General features: G+C 71.8%; 18 protein-coding genes. 9 read left to right on the top strand and 9 right to left on the bottom strand.

The genetic code is table 11. The annotated features are described in order from the left end of the window. Positions 1-209: 209 nt before the first annotated feature. The 3 genes from AUV07_RS01800 to AUV07_RS01790 are packed head-to-tail and all read right to left on the bottom strand — an operon-like array spanning position 210 to position 3414. The gene (locus tag AUV07_RS01800; protein WP_062633356.1) at positions 210-1232 is read right to left on the bottom strand and encodes a Gfo/Idh/MocA family protein; all 1023 of its coding nucleotides are present in this window, start codon (positions 1230-1232) and stop codon (positions 210-212) included. Continuing rightward, positions 1229-2248: a Gfo/Idh/MocA family protein gene (locus AUV07_RS01795; RefSeq protein ID WP_062633353.1), complete on the bottom strand. Its 1020-nt coding sequence runs from the start codon at positions 2246-2248 to the stop codon at positions 1229-1231. The genes AUV07_RS01800 and AUV07_RS01795 overlap by 4 nt, the downstream gene beginning before the upstream one ends. After that, positions 2245-3414 carry an ROK family protein gene (locus AUV07_RS01790; RefSeq protein WP_062633351.1) on the bottom strand — a complete coding sequence of 390 codons (1170 nt, stop codon included), beginning with the start codon at positions 3412-3414 and terminating at the stop codon, positions 2245-2247. Before AUV07_RS01790 ends, AUV07_RS01795 begins: the two co-directional genes overlap by 4 nt. A gap of 186 nt (positions 3415-3600) precedes the next feature. Between AUV07_RS01790 and AUV07_RS01785 the strand changes: the two genes are divergently transcribed. The 8 genes from AUV07_RS01785 to AUV07_RS01750 all read left to right on the top strand — a co-directional run bounded on the left by AUV07_RS01785 (position 3601) and on the right by AUV07_RS01750 (position 13050). Next, positions 3601-4842: an ABC transporter substrate-binding protein gene (locus AUV07_RS01785; protein WP_062633350.1), complete on the top strand. Its 1242-nt coding sequence runs from the start codon at positions 3601-3603 to the stop codon at positions 4840-4842. Between the two features lie 68 nt (positions 4843-4910). Beyond that, positions 4911-5816, top strand: coding sequence for a carbohydrate ABC transporter permease (locus tag AUV07_RS01780; RefSeq protein ID WP_062633348.1), 906 nt, complete (start codon positions 4911-4913; stop codon positions 5814-5816). Then, positions 5813-6718: a carbohydrate ABC transporter permease gene (locus AUV07_RS01775; protein WP_025104151.1), complete on the top strand. Its 906-nt coding sequence runs from the start codon at positions 5813-5815 to the stop codon at positions 6716-6718. The genes AUV07_RS01780 and AUV07_RS01775 overlap by 4 nt, the downstream gene beginning before the upstream one ends. Positions 6719-6739: 21 nt before the next feature. Further along, positions 6740-7774, top strand: coding sequence for an NAD-dependent epimerase/dehydratase family protein (locus tag AUV07_RS01770; RefSeq protein ID WP_062633346.1), 1035 nt, complete (start codon positions 6740-6742; stop codon positions 7772-7774). Further along, positions 7774-8859 (top strand): dihydrodipicolinate synthase family protein, encoded by a 1086-nt coding sequence (locus AUV07_RS01765; protein WP_062633339.1) that lies wholly within the window; start codon positions 7774-7776, stop codon positions 8857-8859. Before AUV07_RS01770 ends, AUV07_RS01765 begins: the two co-directional genes overlap by 1 nt. Next, complete coding sequence (locus AUV07_RS01760) at positions 8856-9869, top strand: hydroxyacid dehydrogenase (protein WP_062633337.1); 1014 nt, start codon at positions 8856-8858, stop codon at positions 9867-9869. Before AUV07_RS01765 ends, AUV07_RS01760 begins: the two co-directional genes overlap by 4 nt. Next, positions 9866-10792, top strand: a complete 927-nt coding sequence (locus AUV07_RS01755) for a GNAT family N-acetyltransferase (RefSeq protein ID WP_062633335.1) — start codon at positions 9866-9868, stop codon at positions 10790-10792. The genes AUV07_RS01760 and AUV07_RS01755 overlap by 4 nt, the downstream gene beginning before the upstream one ends. Positions 10793-10896: 104 nt before the next feature. Then, positions 10897-13050: a peptidase C14 gene (locus tag AUV07_RS01750; protein ID WP_082802813.1), complete on the top strand. Its 2154-nt coding sequence runs from the start codon at positions 10897-10899 to the stop codon at positions 13048-13050. Between the two features lie 56 nt (positions 13051-13106). Here AUV07_RS01750 and AUV07_RS01745 read toward each other — a convergent pair whose 3' ends face one another. Genes AUV07_RS01745 through AUV07_RS01735 form a run of 3 tightly spaced genes read right to left on the bottom strand, consistent with a single transcriptional unit; the run spans position 13107 to position 15821 of the window. Then, the gene (locus AUV07_RS01745; protein WP_062633333.1) at positions 13107-14582 is read right to left on the bottom strand and encodes an APC family permease; all 1476 of its coding nucleotides are present in this window, start codon (positions 14580-14582) and stop codon (positions 13107-13109) included. A gap of 32 nt (positions 14583-14614) precedes the next feature. Next, positions 14615-14881 (bottom strand): hypothetical protein, encoded by a 267-nt coding sequence (locus tag AUV07_RS01740; protein WP_060922902.1) that lies wholly within the window; start codon positions 14879-14881, stop codon positions 14615-14617. 25 nt (positions 14882-14906) lie between these two features. Next, complete coding sequence (locus AUV07_RS01735) at positions 14907-15821, bottom strand: NAD(P)/FAD-dependent oxidoreductase (protein ID WP_062633331.1); 915 nt, start codon at positions 15819-15821, stop codon at positions 14907-14909. Between the two features lie 77 nt (positions 15822-15898). On the opposite strand from AUV07_RS01735, the gene AUV07_RS01730 reads away from it, so the two are divergent. Next, the gene (locus tag AUV07_RS01730) at positions 15899-16486 is read left to right on the top strand and encodes a helix-turn-helix domain-containing protein (RefSeq protein WP_231868170.1); all 588 of its coding nucleotides are present in this window, start codon (positions 15899-15901) and stop codon (positions 16484-16486) included. Between the two features lie 27 nt (positions 16487-16513). Here AUV07_RS01730 and AUV07_RS01725 read toward each other — a convergent pair whose 3' ends face one another. From AUV07_RS01725 to AUV07_RS01715, 3 genes are read right to left on the bottom strand one after another with little or no spacing between them, the layout of a single operon-like run. Continuing rightward, entirely contained in the window at positions 16514-17425 is a 912-nt protein-coding gene (locus AUV07_RS01725; RefSeq protein WP_062633329.1) for a phosphotransferase, read from the bottom strand. A gap of 24 nt (positions 17426-17449) precedes the next feature. After that, positions 17450-18292 (bottom strand): SDR family NAD(P)-dependent oxidoreductase, encoded by an 843-nt coding sequence (locus AUV07_RS01720; protein ID WP_062633327.1) that lies wholly within the window; start codon positions 18290-18292, stop codon positions 17450-17452. 5 nt (positions 18293-18297) lie between these two features. After that, positions 18298-18948: a GntR family transcriptional regulator gene (locus AUV07_RS01715; RefSeq protein WP_062633325.1), complete on the bottom strand. Its 651-nt coding sequence runs from the start codon at positions 18946-18948 to the stop codon at positions 18298-18300. Positions 18949-19009 lie beyond the last annotated feature (61 nt).

Here is a 19009-nt window from a genome sequence, read left to right as displayed (position 1 = left end):
GGCCGGGGGAGAGGGAAACGGGGGCGTTTTCGATCCCGTTTGGCGCGGATGTGGCGTGTGGGTGGGGTGCGGGACGGGAAAGGGGCCGGGGGAGAGGGAAACGGGGGCGTTTTCGATCCCGTTTGGCGCGGATGTGGCGTGCGGGTGGGTGCGGGACGGGAAAGGGACCGGGGGTGCGTGCGGGAGGGACGAAAGTGATCCCGCACGCACTAGAGGGGGATGGGGGTACCGGCGCGGGACGCGGACTCCTGCGCGGCCTTCACGATCTCGACGGTGCGGATGCCGACTCCGGCGTCGGGCTGAGGCTGACGGCCCGCGCGGACAGCCTGCACGAACTCCTCGAGCAGCAGGGCGTCGAGGTCGGCCCCGACCGGGGTCCAGGTCTCGCCGTGGGCATCGTGTCCGGCCACGCCCTTCGCGAAGGGGCTCACGGTCACGGTCCCGCGCTCGGCCACGACCTCGAGGGTGAGGCCGCCCCAGGTCGGCGAGCTCAGCGGCCAGCTCCACGAGCAGTCGATCGTGGCGATCACCCCGCTCGGGTACTGGATCGTCACGAGGCCCCCGGTCTCGACCGCGAGGTCGCGCTCCCCGTGCAGGATGCTGTTCGACACCGCGCGGACGGTCTGCGCCCGCTCACCCAGGAGCTCGTCGAGGAGGTCGGCGCAGTGCACGACGTGGTCGACCAGGGCACCGCCGCCGGCGAGCGCGGGGTCGGTGAACCAGGCCCGGTCCTGCGGGAGCTTGCCGTTGTTGATGCCGGTGACGCCGAGGATCTTCCCGAGGCGTCCGCTGCGCAGCTCGGCGACGGCGTCGCGCACCGCGGGGGAGAATCGCACCGGGTACGCCACCATGAGCAGCACGCCCGCCCGGTCGCAGGCGTCGCGCATCGCGATCGCGTCCTCGACCGTCGTCGCCAGCGGCTTCTCGCACAGCACGTGCACGCCGGCCGCGGCGGCCTGCTCGACGAGGGCGCGGTGACGGGAGTTCTCGGCGGCCACCACGACCGCGTCCGGACCCCAGGCGAAGGCCTCGTCGTAGGTCTCGACGTACGCCACCCCGAGCTCCGCGGCCAGGGTGGCACCGCGCGGAGCGTCGTCCGGGGCGGAGGCGCCGTCGGGGTCGGCCGCGATCAGCTCGACACCGGGCATCTGCTGCAGCGCGTGCACGTAGCTGAGGGCGTGCGTGTGCGCGAAGGACAGCACGGCGATCCGCAGCGGACGGGGAGCGGTCATCGGGTGGCCTCCTCGGCGACGGCGACGGCGGGGGACGAAGCGGGGAGGGCGACCGGGGCTCCGGAGGCGATCGAGGCGTAGGCGGCCTCGGCGACCGCGACCGCCTGGATCCCGTCGTCCGGGGTGACGGCGGCCTCGCGTCCTTCCGCGATGGCGGCCACGAAGTCGGCGATCTCCGCGTAGTACGGGCTCTCCTCCGGCGACATCGGCGGCAGGTAGTCGGTCGCGCCCTCGACGAGCACGGCGTCGGTGCGCAGCGTGTGGTCCTCGGCGCTGTCGTAGCGCAGGCGCCCCTCGGAACCGGCGACCTCGACGCTCGTGCGGAACGGCATGCCGGGCTGTACCCAGCTCGCGTGCACGTGGCTGATGACCCCGTTGCGGTGGGTGAGCACGACATGCGCCGTGACCGGGGCGGGCACGCGGTCGTCGACCGTCGGCGGGTTCTGCACGGCGTAGACGCTGTCGACCGGCCCGGCGAACCACAGCGCCTGATCGATGTCGTGGATCATGAGGTCGCGGATGACGCCGCCGCCCGCCGGCTCCGAGAAGAACCAGGGGGCCTGGGGTGCAGCGCCCAGGCGACGGAAGCGCTGCACGGCGGGGGTGCCGATCTGCCCGGCGTCGATGCCGGCCTTGATCCGGCCGTACTCCCCCATGTAGCGCACGACGTGGGCGGGGAACAGCCGCACTCCCGCGGCGGCTGCGGCGGCGGTCACCTCGGCGGCGGCCTCCGCGGTCGCGGCGAGCGGCTTCTCGCAGATCACGTCGACCCCGCGGGCGATGGCCCGAAGGGCGAAGTCGGCGTGGGTGCTGCTGGGGGTGACGATGTCGACGACGTCGACCAGCTCCAGGAGCGCGTCGACGTCGGCCACGACCTCGAAGCCGTACTCGGCGGCGATCTCCTCCGCGCCCTCCTTCGAGGTGACGAAGCCCTGCACGCCGAGCGCCCGCCAGGCGTCGGCGTGCACGCGGGAGATCCCGCCCGCGCCGATGAGTCCGACCTTCAACGTGCTCACTGCTTCTCCTCGGGGTCGTCGCCGGCCGCGGGGTCGTGCGGCAGGGGGGTGATCGGTGGGGCGGGCATGTCCTCGATGCCGTAGATGTCGCCCGGATGCCGCTGGAACGCGTGCACGACGGCGCCGTGGGCGGCGGCTTCCGCTCCCAGCCGCGCCTCCGCGACGGGCACCTGGAACGGCAGACCGAGATGGCCGGGCAGGGCGGCGCGCAGGGGGTCGAGCAGCTGCTCGTGCGCGGCCGAGAGCCCGCCGCCGATCACGACCATGGCGGGGTCGACCGTCATGATCAGCGTCGCGATCCCGTGGGCGAGTTCGTCGATGAAGCCGTCGAGCTCCTCCCTGGCGGCCTGCTCTCCGCTGCGCGCCAGGGCGAACACCTCGGCGGCGGTCGGGGCGGTGCGCCACGAGATCTGCCCGGTCTCGGTGTTCAGGCCCCGGAAGGCGAGGCGGCCGATGTCTCCCGCCGCGTTGTGGATGCCGCGCCGGGGGCGGCCGCCGAGGATGAGGCCCATGGCGATGCGGTTGCCGACCGAGAGATAGATCACGTCGTCGACGAGCTGCGCGACGCCGAGGTGATGCTCCGCGACAGCCGCGAGCCGCACACCGTTGTCGACCGCCACGGGGCAGCCGAACGCCTGGCGCAGCTGCGAGCCGATGTCGATGCCGGACCACTCCGGGATGACGACCGAGGTGGTGACCCGTCCGTCGTCGTCGACGATGCCGGGCAGGGAGACGCCGATCGCCCGCAGACCGGTGCGCGGCAGCGAGAGCCGGGCGAGCGTGCGTCGCACGTCGTCGATCACGGCGGCGAGCTTGGCCGGGCCGTCTGGTTGCTCCGCGACGCCGGGGAACGCCCGCTGGGCGATGACCACGCCCGCGAGGTCCGCGACGACGACGCGCACGCTCGCGACGCCGATGTCCACGCCCACCACCACACCGGCCGCGGCGTGGAAGGAGTAGCGGCGGGCCGGGCGCCCCGCGCCGCCGCCGACCTGCGCCGGGGCGTCGACGAGGAGACCGGAGTCGGAGAGCACCGCCACGGCGTTCTCGACGGAGGTGCGGGAGACCTCGAGCGAGCGGGAGAGGTCGCTGACCGTCGCCGGTCCGGCGTCGCGCAGCCGGAGTGCGGACCGCGCCACGATCGAGAGCGGACTGGTCGCGCCCATCGGGTCCCTCCTTCGTCTCCGCCGTTGGTGCGATCAAATTAGCACACCCGATTCTCAGATCGGGGATTGTTGTTCACGGCCGAGAAACACGGCCGAAACAAGGCTCTGAGAACTTGTGCTTGACGAATTATCCAAAGCCAATGTCATAATGAACCGTACTCAGCACGGTTTACGCAAAGGAGCACCATGCGCGTCAGCAAGATCACCGGCGTCGTCGCGGGAGTCGCGGCCGCCACCCTGTTGGCCGGATGTTCGGCCGGCGGAGGCAACACCGCAGAGGGCGAGCAGGACATCACGGTCTGGCTCTACCCCGTCATCGCCGACGAGGCGGTGCACAAGGACTTCTGGGACTCGACCATCGAGGCGTTCGAGAAGGAGAACGAGAACGTCAACGTGAAGTACGAGATCTTCCCGTGGGCGAACCGTGACGAGGCCCTGCAGACGGCGATCGCCGCCGGCAAGGGACCGGACGTCGTCTACCTCATCCCGGACCAGCTCGCGGCGTACCAGAAGTCGATCGCCCCGCTGAACGACCTGCTCAGCGAGGAGCGTCAGGGCGACCTGCTCCCCAACGTCAAGGAGTCGGTCACGCTCGGCGGCGACATCCTCGGCGCCCCGATCCTCACCAGCGCGCAGCCGCTGATCTGCAACGCGGCCGCGTTCGAGGCCGCCGGGGTGACCGAGTACCCGGAGACGTGGGACGACATCGCCGAGATGGCTCCGGCGTTCATCGACAAGGGCATGTACGCCCTCAACTACCCGGCGTCGGCCGAGAACACCCTCAACCTCACCTACTACCCGCTGCTCTGGCAGGCCGGCGGCGAGGTCTACACCGAGGACGGCGAGGTCGGCTTCGACAGCAAGGCCGGCGAAGAGGCGCTCACCTTCCTGACCGACCTGGCCGAGGAGGGCGCGCTCGACCCGGAGGCCCTCACCACCAACGTCCCGCTGGAGCAGACCGCCATCGCCCAGGGCAAGGTCGCCTGCACCTGGAACAACGCCGTGACCGAGGTCGCGCCGTTCTGGGGCGAGGAGAACGTCAAGGTCCTCGCACCGCTGACCGACGAGGAGTCCGTGGCCTACGGCACCGTCGGCTCGCTGTCCGTGCTCAAGGGCTCGAAGGCCCCCGCGGCCGCAGCCGCGTTCGCCGAGTTCGCGACCGGCGCCGACGTCGTCGAGCCGTACCTCAAGGCCGCCGGCTACTTCTCGGCGCTCAGCACCACCGAGCCGCTGTACGCCGACGACCCGCTCCTCGGCGAGGTCGAGAAGTACGTCCCCGACACCACGGTGGGCGAGCTCGACGCCAGCTCCCGTGCGCTCATGGGCGTGCTCTCGCCGGAGATCCAGGCCGCCCTGCTCGGCCAGAAGTCGCCGGCCGACGCCCTGAAGGACGCCGCGGCCGCCGCAGCCCCGCTGCTGCAGAAGTGACACCCCGGGGGCGTGCGGGTACCCGCCGCACGCCCCCTCTCTCCCGCCCCCCACGTGAGGAATCGACAATGACGACGGCCACCACGGCGCCGAAGCCCGCAGGACGGGTCGCCCGGGTGCTCGCCCGACGGGAAGCGCGCGTCGCGTTCCTGTTCGTGCTCCCCGCCTTCCTGCTGTTCATCGCCTTCCGCTTCGGCCCGAGCATCGCGGGTGTGGCGCTGAGCTTCTTCGACTACGACATCTCCGGCGAGATCGCCTGGCGCGGCCTCGACCACTTCCAGCGCCTCGTCGCCGACCCGCTGTTCTGGCGGGCGCTGGGGACCACCCTCATCTACACGGTCTTCGCGGTGCCGATCGCGCTCGTGCTGTCGACGATCATGGCCCTCGGCGTGCGCCGCGCCTTCCGCGGCGCCCGGTTCTTCCGCTCGATCTTCTTCCTCCCCGTCATCACCTCGCTCGTGCTGGCCGGCTCGATCTTCGTCTGGATTTTCTCCGCCAACGGTCCCTGGTCCGCGCTGATGACCCCGCTCGGCCTCGGCGGCTCCTGGCTCGGCAGCACCGTGCTCGTGATCCCCGCGATCGTCGTCGTGGGGGTCTGGTCCCGGTTCGGCTACGGGATGATGATCCTCATCGCCGCCCTGCAGGACGTACCGCGCGAGCTGGAGGAGGCGGCGCTGGTCGACGGCGCGAACGCCTGGCAGCGCTTCCGGTGGATCATCCTCCCGCACCTGCGCCCGACGTTCTTCTTCCTCGCGGTGATCGAGACGACGGCCGCCTTCCAGGTCTTCGACGTCATCTACGTGATGACCCAGGGCGGGCCGGCGAACGCGAGCTACTCGCTCGTCTACATGCTCTACGACCAGGGCTTCCGCTACTTCGACTACGGCTACGCGGCCGCGGTGGGCGTGGCCCTGTTCCTCATGACCCTCGTGGTCGCCCTCATCCAGCGCCTCGTGATCGGAAAGCAGAAATGACCGCCCTCCTGCAGCCGCCGACGCAGACGACGCCGCCCGCGACCCGTCCCGCCGCGCGGAAGCGCCGTTCGTTCCGCGCGCTCGAGCCGACCGGCTGGGGTGTCGCCGTCCGCTGGATCTGGCTGAGCATCGCCGGCATCCTCAGCTTCTTCCCCTTCTACGCCATGGTCGTGCTGAGCTTGAAGCCCGGCATGCTCGTCGAGCTCCCCGGCTCGCTGCTCCCCTGGAACGACATCTCGTTCGAGGCGTACGAGCAGGTGCTCGCCGGGCAGAACATCCTCGTCTGGCTGTTCAACACGCTCGTCTACTCGCTCGTGTCGGTCGTGGCGGTGCTGTTCCTCTCCGCGCTCGCCGGATACGCCTTCGCCAAGAAGCGCTTCCGCGGCAAGGAGGTCATGTTCTGGTCGTTCCTGGCGATGGTCATGGTGCCGTTCCACGTGACGCTGATCCCGACGTTCATCCTCATGGCGAACCTCGGCGGCATCGACACCTACTGGGGCCTCATCCTGCCGACGCTCGCGAACGCGCAGGCCGTCTTCCTCATGCGCCAGTTCATCCAGGGCCTTCCCGACGAGCTCTTCGAGGCCGCCCGCATCGACGGGGCCGGCGAGTTCCGCATCTTCCTGCGGATCGTGCTGCCGCTGTGCAAGCCGATCCTCGCGACGCTCGGGATCTTCGTCTTCCTCTGGCACTGGAACGACTTCCTCTGGCCGCTCATCATCGCCAAGTCCAACTCGATGTTCACCCTCACCGTGGGCATCTCGTCGCTGCAGCAGCAGGATGTGCCGCTCAGCACCATGCTCGCCGGCTCCGTCGTGGCGCTGCTGCCGATCTTCCTCGCGTACCTCATCGCTCAGCGGTACGTGCAGGAGGGCGTCACCGGCACCGGGATCAAGGGCTGAGAAGAAGGGAACCGCACGACCATGACGCAGTACGCATTCGCCTCCGAGGCCGAGCTCGAGGAGGCGCTGGCCACCCCGAGCGACGGGCTCGTGGCCGACCTCGCCCAGGGTTCCGGAGACCTCGTGATCCTCGGCGCCGGCGGCAAGATGGGACCGACCCTGGCGATGCTCGCCCGGCGCGGCCTGGACGCCGCCGGCCGCACGGACGACGCCGTGTACGCGGTCTCCCGCTTCGGCGACGCCGCCATCCGCGAGCGCCTGGAGTCCGCGGGGGTCCGCGTCGTGCCGTTCGACCTCATCGAGAACGACGACCTCGCCGGTCTCCCCGATGCCCCGAACGTGGTGTTCATGGTGGGCGCGAAGTTCGGTGCGGCGACCAACGCCTCCTGGGCGTGGGAGGTCAACGCGGCTCTTCCCGACCGCATCGCCCGCCGCTACCGCGACAGCGCGATCTCGGTGCTCTCCACCGGGAACGTGTACCCGTTCGTCCCTGCCACCTCGGGCGGTGCCGCCGAGGAGACCATGCCCGCGCCGATTGGCGAGTACGCGCAGTCCTGCCTCGGTCGGGAGCGCGTGTTCGAGTTCGGGGCGCAGGAGCGCGGCACCAAGGTCGCGATCATCCGCCTGAACTACGCCGTCGACCTCCGCTACGGGGTGCTCGCCGACATCGGCAGCGCCGTGCACGCGGGCGAGCCGGTCTCGGTCGCCACCGCGAACGTCAACGTGATCTGGCAGGGCTACGCGAACGAGGTCGTGCTGCGCAGCCTCGTGCATGCCTCGACCGACCCCTTCGTGATCAACCTCACCGGTCCGGAGCTGCTCAGCGTCTCCTCGATCGCCCACCGCTTCGGCGAGCTGTTCGAGCGGGAGGTCGAGATCGTCGACGAGCCGCAGCCGACGGCGCTGCTCAGCGACGCCCGCCGCTGCATGGCCCTGTTCGGCTACCCGTCCGTCTCCGCCGAGGAGCTCATCCGCATGCAGGCCGGCTGGATCCGCGACGGGTTGCCGATGATCGCCAAGCCCACGAAGTGGGCCGTGCGGGACGGGAAGTTCTGATGACCGACGCCGCTACGCGGACGGCGACCGTGCCGTCGCTGCGCCCTGAGGCCGCCGCGACCCTCGCCCGCGGTGCCGTGATCCCGGCCCATCCGCTCGCCCTCACCGCCGCGCGCACGCTCGACGAGCGGCGGCAGCGGGCGCTCTCCCGCTACTACCTCGACGCCGGGGCCGGCGGCCTCGCCGTCGGCGTGCACACGACGCAGTTCGAGATCCGCGACCCGGAGCACGCGCTCTTCGAGCCGGTGCTCGCGCTGGCCGCGGAGGAGATGGACGCCCGCGACGATGCGACCCTCGTACGCATCGCCGGAGTGGCGGGCGACACGGCCCAGGCGGTCGCCGAGGCGGAGCTCGCCCGCTCCCTCGGCTACGACGCCGTGCTGGTGAGTCCCCGCGTCGCGGGTGCGGACGAGCGTGCCCTGCTCGACCGCGCCCGCGCCGTCGGCGAGGTGCTGCCGCTGGTCGGCTTCTACCTGCAGACCGCGATCGGCGGTCCCGTGCTCGACCGCGAGTTCTGGCGGGAGTTCGCCGCGATCCCGTCGGTCGTCGCGGTGAAGGCCGCGCCGTTCGACCGTTATCGCACGCTGGAGCTCGTGCGGGGTGTGGCCGCCTCGGGCCGCGCCGACGAGATCGCGCTGTACACGGGCAACGACGACGCGATCGTCGCCGACCTGCTCTCCGAGTTCCATGTGGACTCCCCGTCCGGCCGGCGCACCCTCCGGTTCGTCGGCGGGCTGCTCGGCCAGTGGGCGGTCGGCACGCACGCGGCGGTCGCGCTGCTGGAGCGTGTGCACCGCGCGCTGGCGGGCGACGCGGAGGCCTACCGCGAGGTGGGCCGCCGTGCCTCGGACATGGTGGACGTGAACCAGGCCGTGTTCGACCCGGGCAACGACTTCCACGGGGTCATCGCCGGGGTGCACGAGATGCTCCGCCAGCAGGGCCTCCTCGAGGGCATCTGGTGCCTCGACCCGGCCGAGGGCCTCTCCCCGGGACAGGCGGAGGAGATCGCCCGCGTCCGGCAGGCGTACCCGGAGCTCAACGACGACGCGTTCATCGCCGAGAACCTCGAGGCCTGGCTGCGATGACCGCCGGGACGAGCGCTCCGACCGTGGTCGCGGCCTGCTCCGCGGAGCTGTTCGCCGAGTTCTTCTCGCCGGATGACGCAGCGCGGCTGGAGGCCGTCGCGGCGCGGCTCGGCGGGACGTTCGTGCGGGTGGACTGGCTCACAGATGCGGTGCTCGACGAGGCACGCGTCGTGGTGACGAGCTGGGGCGTGGGTCCCTTCGACCACGCGGTGCTCGCCACGCTTCCGAAGCTCGAGCTCATCGCGCACACCGGGGCCACGATCAAGCCGTTCGCGACCGACGCGCTCTTCGACCGCGGCGTGCGGGTGACGCAGGCCGGGGCGGGGATGGCCCGGTCGGTGGCGGAGGTGTCGCTGACCTTCACGCTCGCCCTGCTGCACCGGGTGCCGGAGATGCACGACGCCCTGCGCGCCGGCGACGGCTGGTGGGACGCGGAGGCCGTCGGGGTGCAGCACGAGATCCTCGGCGCTCCCATCGCGGTCATCGGCGCCTCCCGGACCGGGCGGGCGTACCTCGACCTGCTCCGTGCGCTCGGCGCACAGCCGCTGCTCGTCGATCCCACGCTCGACGCGGCCGAGGCGTCGTCCCTTGGGGCGGAGTTCGTGACGCTCGACGAGGCACTCCGCCGTGCGCAGATCGTCGCGGTGCACGCCCCGACCCTGCCGGAGACGCATCACCTGATCGGTGCGCGCGAGCTCGCGCTGATGCCGGACGGTGCGGGCCTGGTCAACACGGCGCGTTCCTGGCTGGTCGACGAGGCCGCCCTGCTCGCCGAACTGCGTCGTGGCCGGTTGAGTGCCGCGATCGACGTGTTCGACGAGGAGCCGCTGTCCGCGGAGAGTCCCTTCCGTTCGGCACCCCGCGTGCTGCTTACCCCGCACCGCGCGGCCGGGACCAGGGAGGGCCGGCTGCGGCAGGGGCGGATCGTCGCCGACGAGCTCGACGCCTTCGCCGCGGGGCGGCCGCTCGCACACGCCGTCGACCGCGCCCAGCTCTCCTCGATGGCATGAGCGCCGTGGTCGTGCGGTCGGCGCGGGCGGAGGACCAGTCCGCCCTCGCGGCACTGTGGGCGGCCGCCTTCACGCCGCCCCTCGCGCCGGACCAGTGGCTCGTGGACGACGAGAGGCTGAGCCACACGCTCGTCGCGGAAAACGACGAGGGCGTGTGCGGGTCGATCTACGGACTGCCGAAGCGCCTGCGGGAGTCGGACGGGGCGGTGGCGCGGGTGCACGCGATCGGCAGCGTCGCGGTCGCCGAGCGGGCTCGGGGCCGGGGCCTGGCCCGCCGGCTCGTGGCCGCCACCTTGGACGCGGCGGGTGACGCCGACTGGGCCCTGCTGTTCACCGGAACCCCCGAGGTGTACCGGTCGAGCGGCTTCACGACCTTCTCGATGCCCCGCACGATGGCAGGACCGTGGGCGGCGTCGGCGACGGCCGTGGAGCCCGCCTCGGTCGTGCGCGAGTCCGTGGGACTCGGCGTCCTCGGCCCGCTGCGTGCGGTCTACGAGCGCTCCCGCACCGGTGTGGTCGTGCTCGCCCCGGTGCGCGGCGACCGCGACTGGACGATGGCGGAGGTGCGACTGCGGGGCGCGACGCTGTACCGGCTCGCCGAGGCGGACGCGACGGTCGGGTACGCGGTGGCGGAGGTGCGCGACGGCGTCGGGCTGCTGCACGAGAGCGCGACCGATCCCACTGCGGCCGATCCGGCCGGGGTGCGTCACGCGGTTCTGGAGGCCGTGGCCGCGGACTGGGCCGCGGCCGGCGTCCGCACCTGCGAGCTGGCCGTCCCCGCGCTCGCCGCGGAGGAGCGCGCCGTCCGCGCGTTCGCTCCGGCGGCCGTGCGGCAGGACGACCGCACCGGGATGATCCGCCCGCTGCGCCGCGAGGCCCGGGTGGACGGCATCCGCCACTTCACGGCGGGCGACTACTTCTGAGCATCCGCTCGGAGAGCGCTGGGGATCGGGGACTGATCGGTGACCGCGATCCGGCCGAGGGCCGGACGCCTGACCGCGGCGAGGATGCCGCAAGGAGGATGAGCATGACCCAGCTGGACACCACCACCGAGACCGCGGCGATGCGCAGTCGACGGATGCTGCTCGCCGGTTTCGGCGCCGCCGCCCTGGGCGGGGTCGCCGCGATCGGCGCCCCCGCCGCGGCTCAGGCCACCGGACCCGTCGTGCCGCAGGAGTCGTCGGGCTCGAAGAACGTCGCGCACGGAGGCGTCGCCACCGCCCTCGCGACGCGCAAGGGCAAGGACGGCGACCTCGTGCGCACGAGCGGCTACGCGACCCCCGGCGACGGCGGCGACGGGCTCTACCGCTTCGTGAAGAAGGACGCCCCCGCGGCCAACGGCGGCACTGTGCTCGCGGGGCCGAAGGGCGGAGCCTGGGTGCTCGTGCACGACGGCACGGTCGACTTCCGGAAGTTCGGCATCATGGACGCCTCCGCGCCCGCGGACGACGCGCTCGATGCGATGGTGGGCGACGCCCGGGTGCGGCGCGTGGAGGCGCACACCGACCTCAACTTCGTCCGTCGTCATACCTTCTCCCGGTCGAACATCGCGTTCGACTTCGGGAATCACCTGATGACGACCGAGGGCATCGAGAACGCCGGGAAGGACGACCCCTTCGCGGCCGTCATGTTCTTCCGCGGCGAGGTGACCGACGCGGTGCAGGAGGCGAAGCTCGGCGAGGACGTGCCCGACCTCGCCGACATCTTCCCCGTCGCCGACTCGTCGTTCTTCGCGGTCGGGGAGTGGTACGCCGCCGAGGTCAACGCGCTGTCCGGTCGCTGGGAGCGCGAGCTGCAGCGGCTGGTCCAGGTGACCCAGATCGTCGACGGTCGGCACATCCGCGTGAACTACAAGAACGGCTGGCCGCTCGGCAAGGACCGCACGATGACCTGGCGGCACGTGAAGCCGGTGCAGGACGTGACGGTGTCGAACCTGAAGTTCCTCGGCAAGGGCACGGACGAGTACACGGGATCGCACCCGCTGGCCTTCGAGTACGCGGTGCGCTGCGACGTGGACCACATCGACGGCACGGCGACCTTCTGGCCGCTGATCCAGCGCCGGTGGAACACCTACTTCACCACGGAGAGCTGCACGCTGAAGAACCCGACCTCCGTCACGTGGGGCGGCGCCGGCTACCTGACGCAGCAGATCTACTGCCTGTACGGGTACGTCGCCAACTGCCACACCGCCAACGCCCGGCACCTCAACGACTTCACCGCGAGCGCCTACTGCCTCGTGGAGAACTGCCACGGCGACGGCGACGACCAGGGTCCCTTCGTCACGCACGGCCAGTACGAGCACGACCTCACCTACACGGGCAACTCCGGTCTCATGACGTTCGCGAACTCCGGCGCCGCCTGGGGGTCGGCGGCCAAGCGCATCACCGTCCGCAAGCACGTGTGCTCGTGGTTCGTGGCGCGCGTGCGCATCACCGACCTGACGCTGGAGGACGTGCAGGTGATCGGCAAGCCCTCGCTCTCGGGCTCCGGGATGCTGTGGATCAACGCGGACGGCGCGCAGCTGCGCGGCTGCACCGCGTCGGACACGCTCATCATCACCCAGGCCTCCGACAACTCCGCCCGGCCGACCGTGATCGCCGACTCGCACTTCACGTTCGTCGTTCCCGGCGAGCTCACCAACGCGACGGTGACGACGCCCGTGACCTTCGTCGACACGGTGCTGGACCGGGTGGGCGGCATGAAGATCAACGGCCCGGGTGCGGTCACCTTCCGTGGCTCGACCCTCACCGCGGCGGACGATGCCGCCCCCATCGCCTCGGCGACGGCGAAGCTGCGCGTCGAAGGCTCCACGCTCCGCAACGCCCGCATCGCGGCCGCCGGGAAGGACCGTCAGGTCGTCGAGATCGCGGGGTCCGAGGTGTCGGCGAAGGGCGGGACGACGGTGTCGCGGTCGGGTGCGGGCGAACTGCACCTGACGCTCGCCGACAGCACCTTCCGGGCCGAGGGGGCGACCACGCACGTCGCCGTGACGAGCGGCGCGACCCACTACCGCGCGGTCGGCAACCGGTTCGAGGGCGGTTCCCTGGAGCTCCGCGACGATGCCTTCGGGGCCGGCTCGACGCTGCTGCACACCGGCAACGTGGAGGCCGGCGTCACCCGCACGGCGTTCCCCGCCGAGGGCGACCGCGTCGTCGACACCGCCAACCTCGTCGTCGGCTGATCCCGCCGGGCACGACTTCGGAGCTGCGGCGCGACCCGCCGCCTCCCCGGCCCCGTCTACGGCGTGTCGCCGGGGGTCTCCGAAGTCGTGCCCGGGCGGTGCCGGGGGCTGTCCGGGTTCAGGAGCGAGTGCCGACGGCTGTAGGCGAAGTACATGACGAGTCCGATCACGAGCCAGACCCCGAACCGGAGCCACGTCTCGGGGTGGAGCTGCGAGATGAGGAAGAGCGAGAAGCCCACGCCGACGATCGGGACCACGGGCATGAACGGCAGCCGGAACGTCCGGGGCGCATCCGGCTTGGTGTAGCGGAACACGATCACGGCGATGCAGACGACGACGAAGGCGGCGAGGATGCCGATGTTCGTGAGGTCGGCGACGGCGCGGATGGGGAACACGCCCGCGAAGAACGCCGCGCCCAGCCCCGCGATCCAGGTGACCCGCTGCGGGACGCCGCGGCGGTCGACCCGCGCGAACCAGCCGGGGAGCAGTCCGTCGCGGCTCATGCTGAACCACACCCGGGTGGCGCCGAGCAGGAACGTGAGCATGACGGTGAGGATCGACACGACGGCGAACACCGAGATGACGGAAGCGACGACCGGGAGCCCCACACCCGTGAACGCCGAGGCGAAGCCCGCCTTCGGATCGACGTCCTGGTAGTTCTGCATGCCCGTGAGCACGAGCGTCGCGGCGACGTAGAGCACCATGGCGATCACCAGGGACAGGATGATCGCCTTCGGCATGTGCCGACGCCCGTCCTTCGCCTCCTCCGCGGCCGTGCTCATCGCGTCGTAGCCGAACACCGCGAAGAACACCGTCGCGGCACCGGTGAAGACGGGGCCGAAGCCGTTCGGCAGGAAGGGGTCGTAGTTGGCGGGGTCGATGAAGAAGACGCCGAGGACGACGATGAACACCACGAGGAGGATCTTGATGGCCACGGCGACGAGTTCGAAGCGGCCGAACGTGCGGGTGCCTCGGCTCAGCAGGAACGTCACGAACAGGCAGATGAGGATGGCCGGGATGTTGACCACGCCGCCTGGCTGGTCGGCGGTCTCCGTGATCGCGGTCGGCAGCTCCAGCCCGAATCCGGAGAGGAACGCGTCGAGATAGCCGGAGATGCCGATCGCGACGACGGCGACGATGGCGACGTACTCCAGGAGCAGGTCCCAGCCGATGAACCAGCCGACGAGTTCGCCGAGCGCGACGTAGCCGTAGCTGTAGGCGGAACCGGCCCGCGGGATCATGCCGGCGAACTCCGCGTACGACAGCGCGGCCGCTGCCGACGCGAGCCCGGCGATGAGGAAGGAGAGGACGACGGCGGGGCCCACGGCGGGAGTCGTCGCATCGCCGTGGGCGACGAGCCCGGCGAGCGAGAAGATCCCGACGCCGACGATGCCGCCCACGCCGATCGCGGTGAGCTGCCAGAGCCCGAGCGTCCGGAACAGACCGCTCCCGCCCGACTCCTCCGTCATGTCGCCGACGGGCTTGCGGCGCCACACGGACGTCGTGGAACGGGGTCGATCTGTCCGGGGCATCGTCGCCTTCTCTCGTCAGGAACGGGAGAACGTTACCTTCGCCGACGCGCCGTCACAAGACCGTGGATCCGGCGGCGGACGCGGTGCAGCAGCGGCATCTCCAGGTAGATCACAAGGGGGACGGCGATGGTGACGAGCACCAGCGTGCGCACGACGATCGGGAGTCCGGAAAGCGGGGCGGCGAGGACCAGGTTCAAGACGGTGAGGGTCGGGAAGACGGCGATCCAGATCATCAGCGCGAGCTGATGCTGCGTGGGCGGGGGAACGGGGGTCGCCGTCGGGGCGGGTGCTGCGGACATTGCTGTGTTCCTTCTCTCTCGGGGGTCAGGCACCGCGGTGGGTCGCGAGCTGGGCGGCGAGGTCGTCGTCGGTGAGGTCGGCGTTGAGGGCGATCGCGGCGGCGGAGCCCTGTCCGGCCGCGGTGATGAGCTGCGCACGCGGATCGGCGACGTTCCCGGCGACGGAGACCCCTGGCACGCTCGTGCGCCCGCCGGCATCGTGCCGGACCCATCCGTTCTCGTCGGTCTCGCAGCCGAGAACGTGGAGGAGGGCGTCGTGAGCGCGCATCTCGGGGCGGACGAACACCGCGGCGCGCTGGACACGGGTGCCGTCGCTCAGCTCCACGCCCTGGAGGCGGTCGGCCTCGACGATGAGGCGGGAGACCTCACCCGGATGCACCCGGACGCCGCGCGCGTCGAGACGTTCCCGCTCGTCGTCCGTGAGCGGCCGGGTGTGGGGGAAGTAGACGACGTCGGCGGACCACTGGGCGATGAGGAGCGCGTGGGCGACCGACGCAGCCGTGCCGCCGATCACCCCGAGAGCGCGATCCCGCACCTCGTAGCCGTGGCAGTACGGGCAGTGCAGCACATCACGCCCCCAGCGCTCGCGCAGATGCGGGATGTCGGGGATCTCGTCGCGCAGGCCCGTGGTGACCAGCACCCGACGGGCCTCCAGCCGTCGCCCGTCGTCGAGGGTGGCCGTGAAGCCCGGGGACAGCTCGGCGACGCGTCCGTCGATGATCGTGCCTCCGTAGCCCGCGACCTCGTCGCGACCGCTCGCGAGCAGCGCAGCGGGTGCGGCGCCGTCCCGGGAGAGGAAGCCGTGCAGGTGCGCCGCGGGGGCGTTGCGGGGCTCCCCCGCATCGACGATCGCGACCGTGCGTCGAGCGCGGAGCAGGACCAGGGCGGCGCTGAGGCCGGCGGCACCGCCGCCGACGATGAGCACATCGAATCTCTTCATGCCACGAGAGTCGCCCCGGAGGTGCCGGGGCGGCAAACTTCTTTGCTGCTCCTGGGAAATGCGGCCAGACTGAGGACGTGCAGGGGGACGAGATCGACGCGACGCTCGACGGCGTGGGCCCGCGGTTGCGGTGGCTCCGGAAGCAGCGGGGGATGACGCTGACCGCCCTGGCCGACGCCACGGGGATCTCCACGAGCACGCTGTCGCGGTTGGAGACCGGGCAACGCCGACCGAGCCTCGAGCTTCTCCTCCCGCTCGCCCGCGCCCACCGGGTGCCGTTGGACGACCTCGTCGGGGCGCCCGACGTCGGCGATCCGCGCGTGCGATTGAAGCCGCGCCGCGTGCACGGCCGGATCGTCGTGCCGCTGACCCCGCACGCCGGTCCGGTCCAGGCCTGGAAGATCCTCATCCCGGGGAGCCAGGTGACTCCGCGCCCCCGGGCGCACGAGGGGCGCGAATGGCTCTACGTGCTCAGCGGCACCATGCGGTTGATCCTCGGCACGCGCGATCTGCGCATGGCAGCCGGTGAGGTCGCCGAGTTCGACACGCACGTGCCGCACTGGTTCGGGAGCGCGGACGGGGAGCCCGCCGAGGTGCTCAGCCTGTTCGGCCGACAGGGCGAACGCGTCCACGCGGGCGAGTCGGGCGCGCAGCCCGAGGGATGACGGCGGACGCCCCCGCCTCGGGGGCGATCAGCGGACGAGCTCGGCGATCCAGTCGGTGGCGATCACCGCTTCCCGGCGCTGGAAGTCGCGGAGCGTCGTCATCCCGTTCGGCGCGGGAAGACGGCACTTCTCGAACCAGGCGCCGCCCGCGGCGGACAGGAGGGCGATGTGGTCCTCCGTGGTCGACCCGGCGAAGACGGGGTGATCGAGCAGGGGACCGACCTCGGCCGCGGCGTCCTCCACGCGGAGGTCGAGCAGGTACAGGAGGGCGTCCTCCCACCCCGCGCCGCGGGCCGCCCACGGCCAGTCGAGCAGCCGTGCGCGGCCGGAGTCCTCGATGAGGATGTTGTCGGCCCGGAGATCGGCGTGCAGGAGCCGGTCGCCCGCGACCGCCGTGCCCACGCGTTCCGCCGCCGTGCGGAGGAGGTCGACGTTCTGCGCGCACCACGGCGTGGTCGTCTCCAGGAGCCTGGCCTCCTCCAGCCGTCGCCAGGATCCGGAGTCGTCGTGCAGCTCGTCGGCGAGGCGGGGAAGCGTGCGCGGCGCCGGGGCGGTGGCCAGGGCGGCGATCGCATCCAGGACGTGCGCGGTGTCGGGCGCGGTGGCCGAGCGTTCCGGATGACGACCCTCGACGTCTTCGATGAGAAGCACCGCCCACCCGTCCGCCGTGAACGCGTCGACGAGGTGCGCGGCCGGGAGGGAGCGGGGGATCGCACCGAGCACCTCGGCCTCCCGGGCGTAGAGCGCGAACGTGCCTTCCGCCGACTCCTGCACCGCCTTGACGAACAGCCGCCGTCCGTCGGCGAAGGTCAGCCGTGAGGCCAGCCCCGCGGAGAAGCCGCCGTCCTGCGACTGCGCCCGTGCCACCGGGGAACCCGCGAAGTGCTCGACCCGGGCTCGGAGAGCGGGAGGGAGCTGGGTCCAGTCGAGGCGCGCCATCGCCCCAGCGTAGACGGCGAGAGCTCAGCCCCCGGACACGCCGACGAGCGCGGCGCTGCGCTGCCAGAGGGCCTCGGCGAGAGCGGGGTCGTGCACCTGCGGGTTCACGCGGGTGCTGAGGACGCGCTCGTCGTAGTAGCCGCCGGAGATCCAGGTCTCGCCCGGCGTGCCTTCGAGGAACCAGCGCAGCGTCGCGCCGCCGCGGTCGCTGCCGATGAGGACGAGGCGGCGCAGCGGGGTGCGGTAGACGAGGCGCATGATGCTCGACGACTCGGCGGCGAAGTTCGTCGCCACGGTGCCGGGGTGGAAGGCCACCGCGCTGAGCCCCTGCGCATGGAACTTCTCGTGCAGGCTCTTCGCCATCAGGACGTTGGCGAGCTTGGCGTCGCCGTAGGCCTTGTTCGGGGAGTACCGGCGGGTGTTGTCGAGGTCGTCGACGTCGAGATGCCCGAACAGGCGGTGAGCGACGCTGGAGGTGTTCACGACCGCGCCGCGGGCGGCGAGCAGCTGCGGGAGCAGGAGGTTCGTCAGCAGGAACGGGGCGAGGTGGTTCACCTGCATCGTCTTCTCGTGCCCGTCGACCGTCGGGGTGCGGTCGCCGAAGATGCCGCCGGCGTTGTTGGCCAGCACGTCGATGCCCGCTGCACCCACGGTGTCCGCGAGCTGGGGGGCGAGCGCGCGCACGTCGTCGAGGCGCGCGAAGTCGGCGGTGAACCACTCCGCGCCCGTCTCGTCCGCGACGGCCCGCATCTTGTCGGGCGAACGGCCCACGAGGAGCAGGCGGTGCGGGGATCCGGCGAGCTGGCGGGCGGCGGCGGCTCCGATCCCGTCCGAGGCTCCCGTCAGGACGATGGTGCGCGCGGCCACGGCGCTCACTCGGCCGACGGCGTGATGCGGCGGACGGCCCTGGTCACGTGCTCGGCGATCACGGCGCGTGCCTGCTCCGGATCGCCGGTCGCGATGGCGTCGACGATCTGCTGGTGGCTGCGCACGTGCTCCTCCTGCTCGGCGGGGTCGAGGGCGGAGTTGGCCGCCTGGATGAACCCGGCGATCCGGCCGCGGAGCTGGGCGCTGAGCTCGTCGAGGAACCGGTGCTCGGCGAGGTCGGCGAGGGTCTCGTGGAAGAGGCGGTCCTGGCGCAGGACCTCGGCCACATCGCCCGGCGCCGCCGCCGCCATGGCCTGGATGATGGCTTCCAGCCGCGCCGCCGACTCGTCGTTCCACCGCTCCTGCACCCGGATCGCCATGAACTGCTCCAGCACGATCCGCAGGCTCGAGATCTCCTCCAGGTCCTGCGCGCTGAGCTGGGCGACGCGGGCACCGCGCCGGGGCTCGCGGGTGATGAGGCGCTCCTCGGCGAGCCGGGTCAGGGCCTCGCGCACGGGGATGTGGCTGACGCCGAGTCGGTCGGCGAGCTTCCGCTCCACGAGGCGCTCGCCGGGGGCGAGCTCCCCGGAGTGGATCGCCGCCCGGAGCTCGTCCGCGACCTGCTCGGCGATGTTCTGATCCGACACGCTGCGCATCCGGGGCCCTTCTCGGTCTCGCGCGGCCCGGTGCTCGTCGAGCGGGGCTCCCTCGCTCGGT

It is taken from the genome of Microbacterium sp. CH1 (genome assembly GCF_001595495.1).
GTDB lineage: Bacteria > Actinomycetota > Actinomycetes > Actinomycetales > Microbacteriaceae > Microbacterium.
The sequence above is the reverse complement of the archived record's forward strand: the minus strand, read 5'-3'. Positions and strand labels throughout refer to the sequence as shown.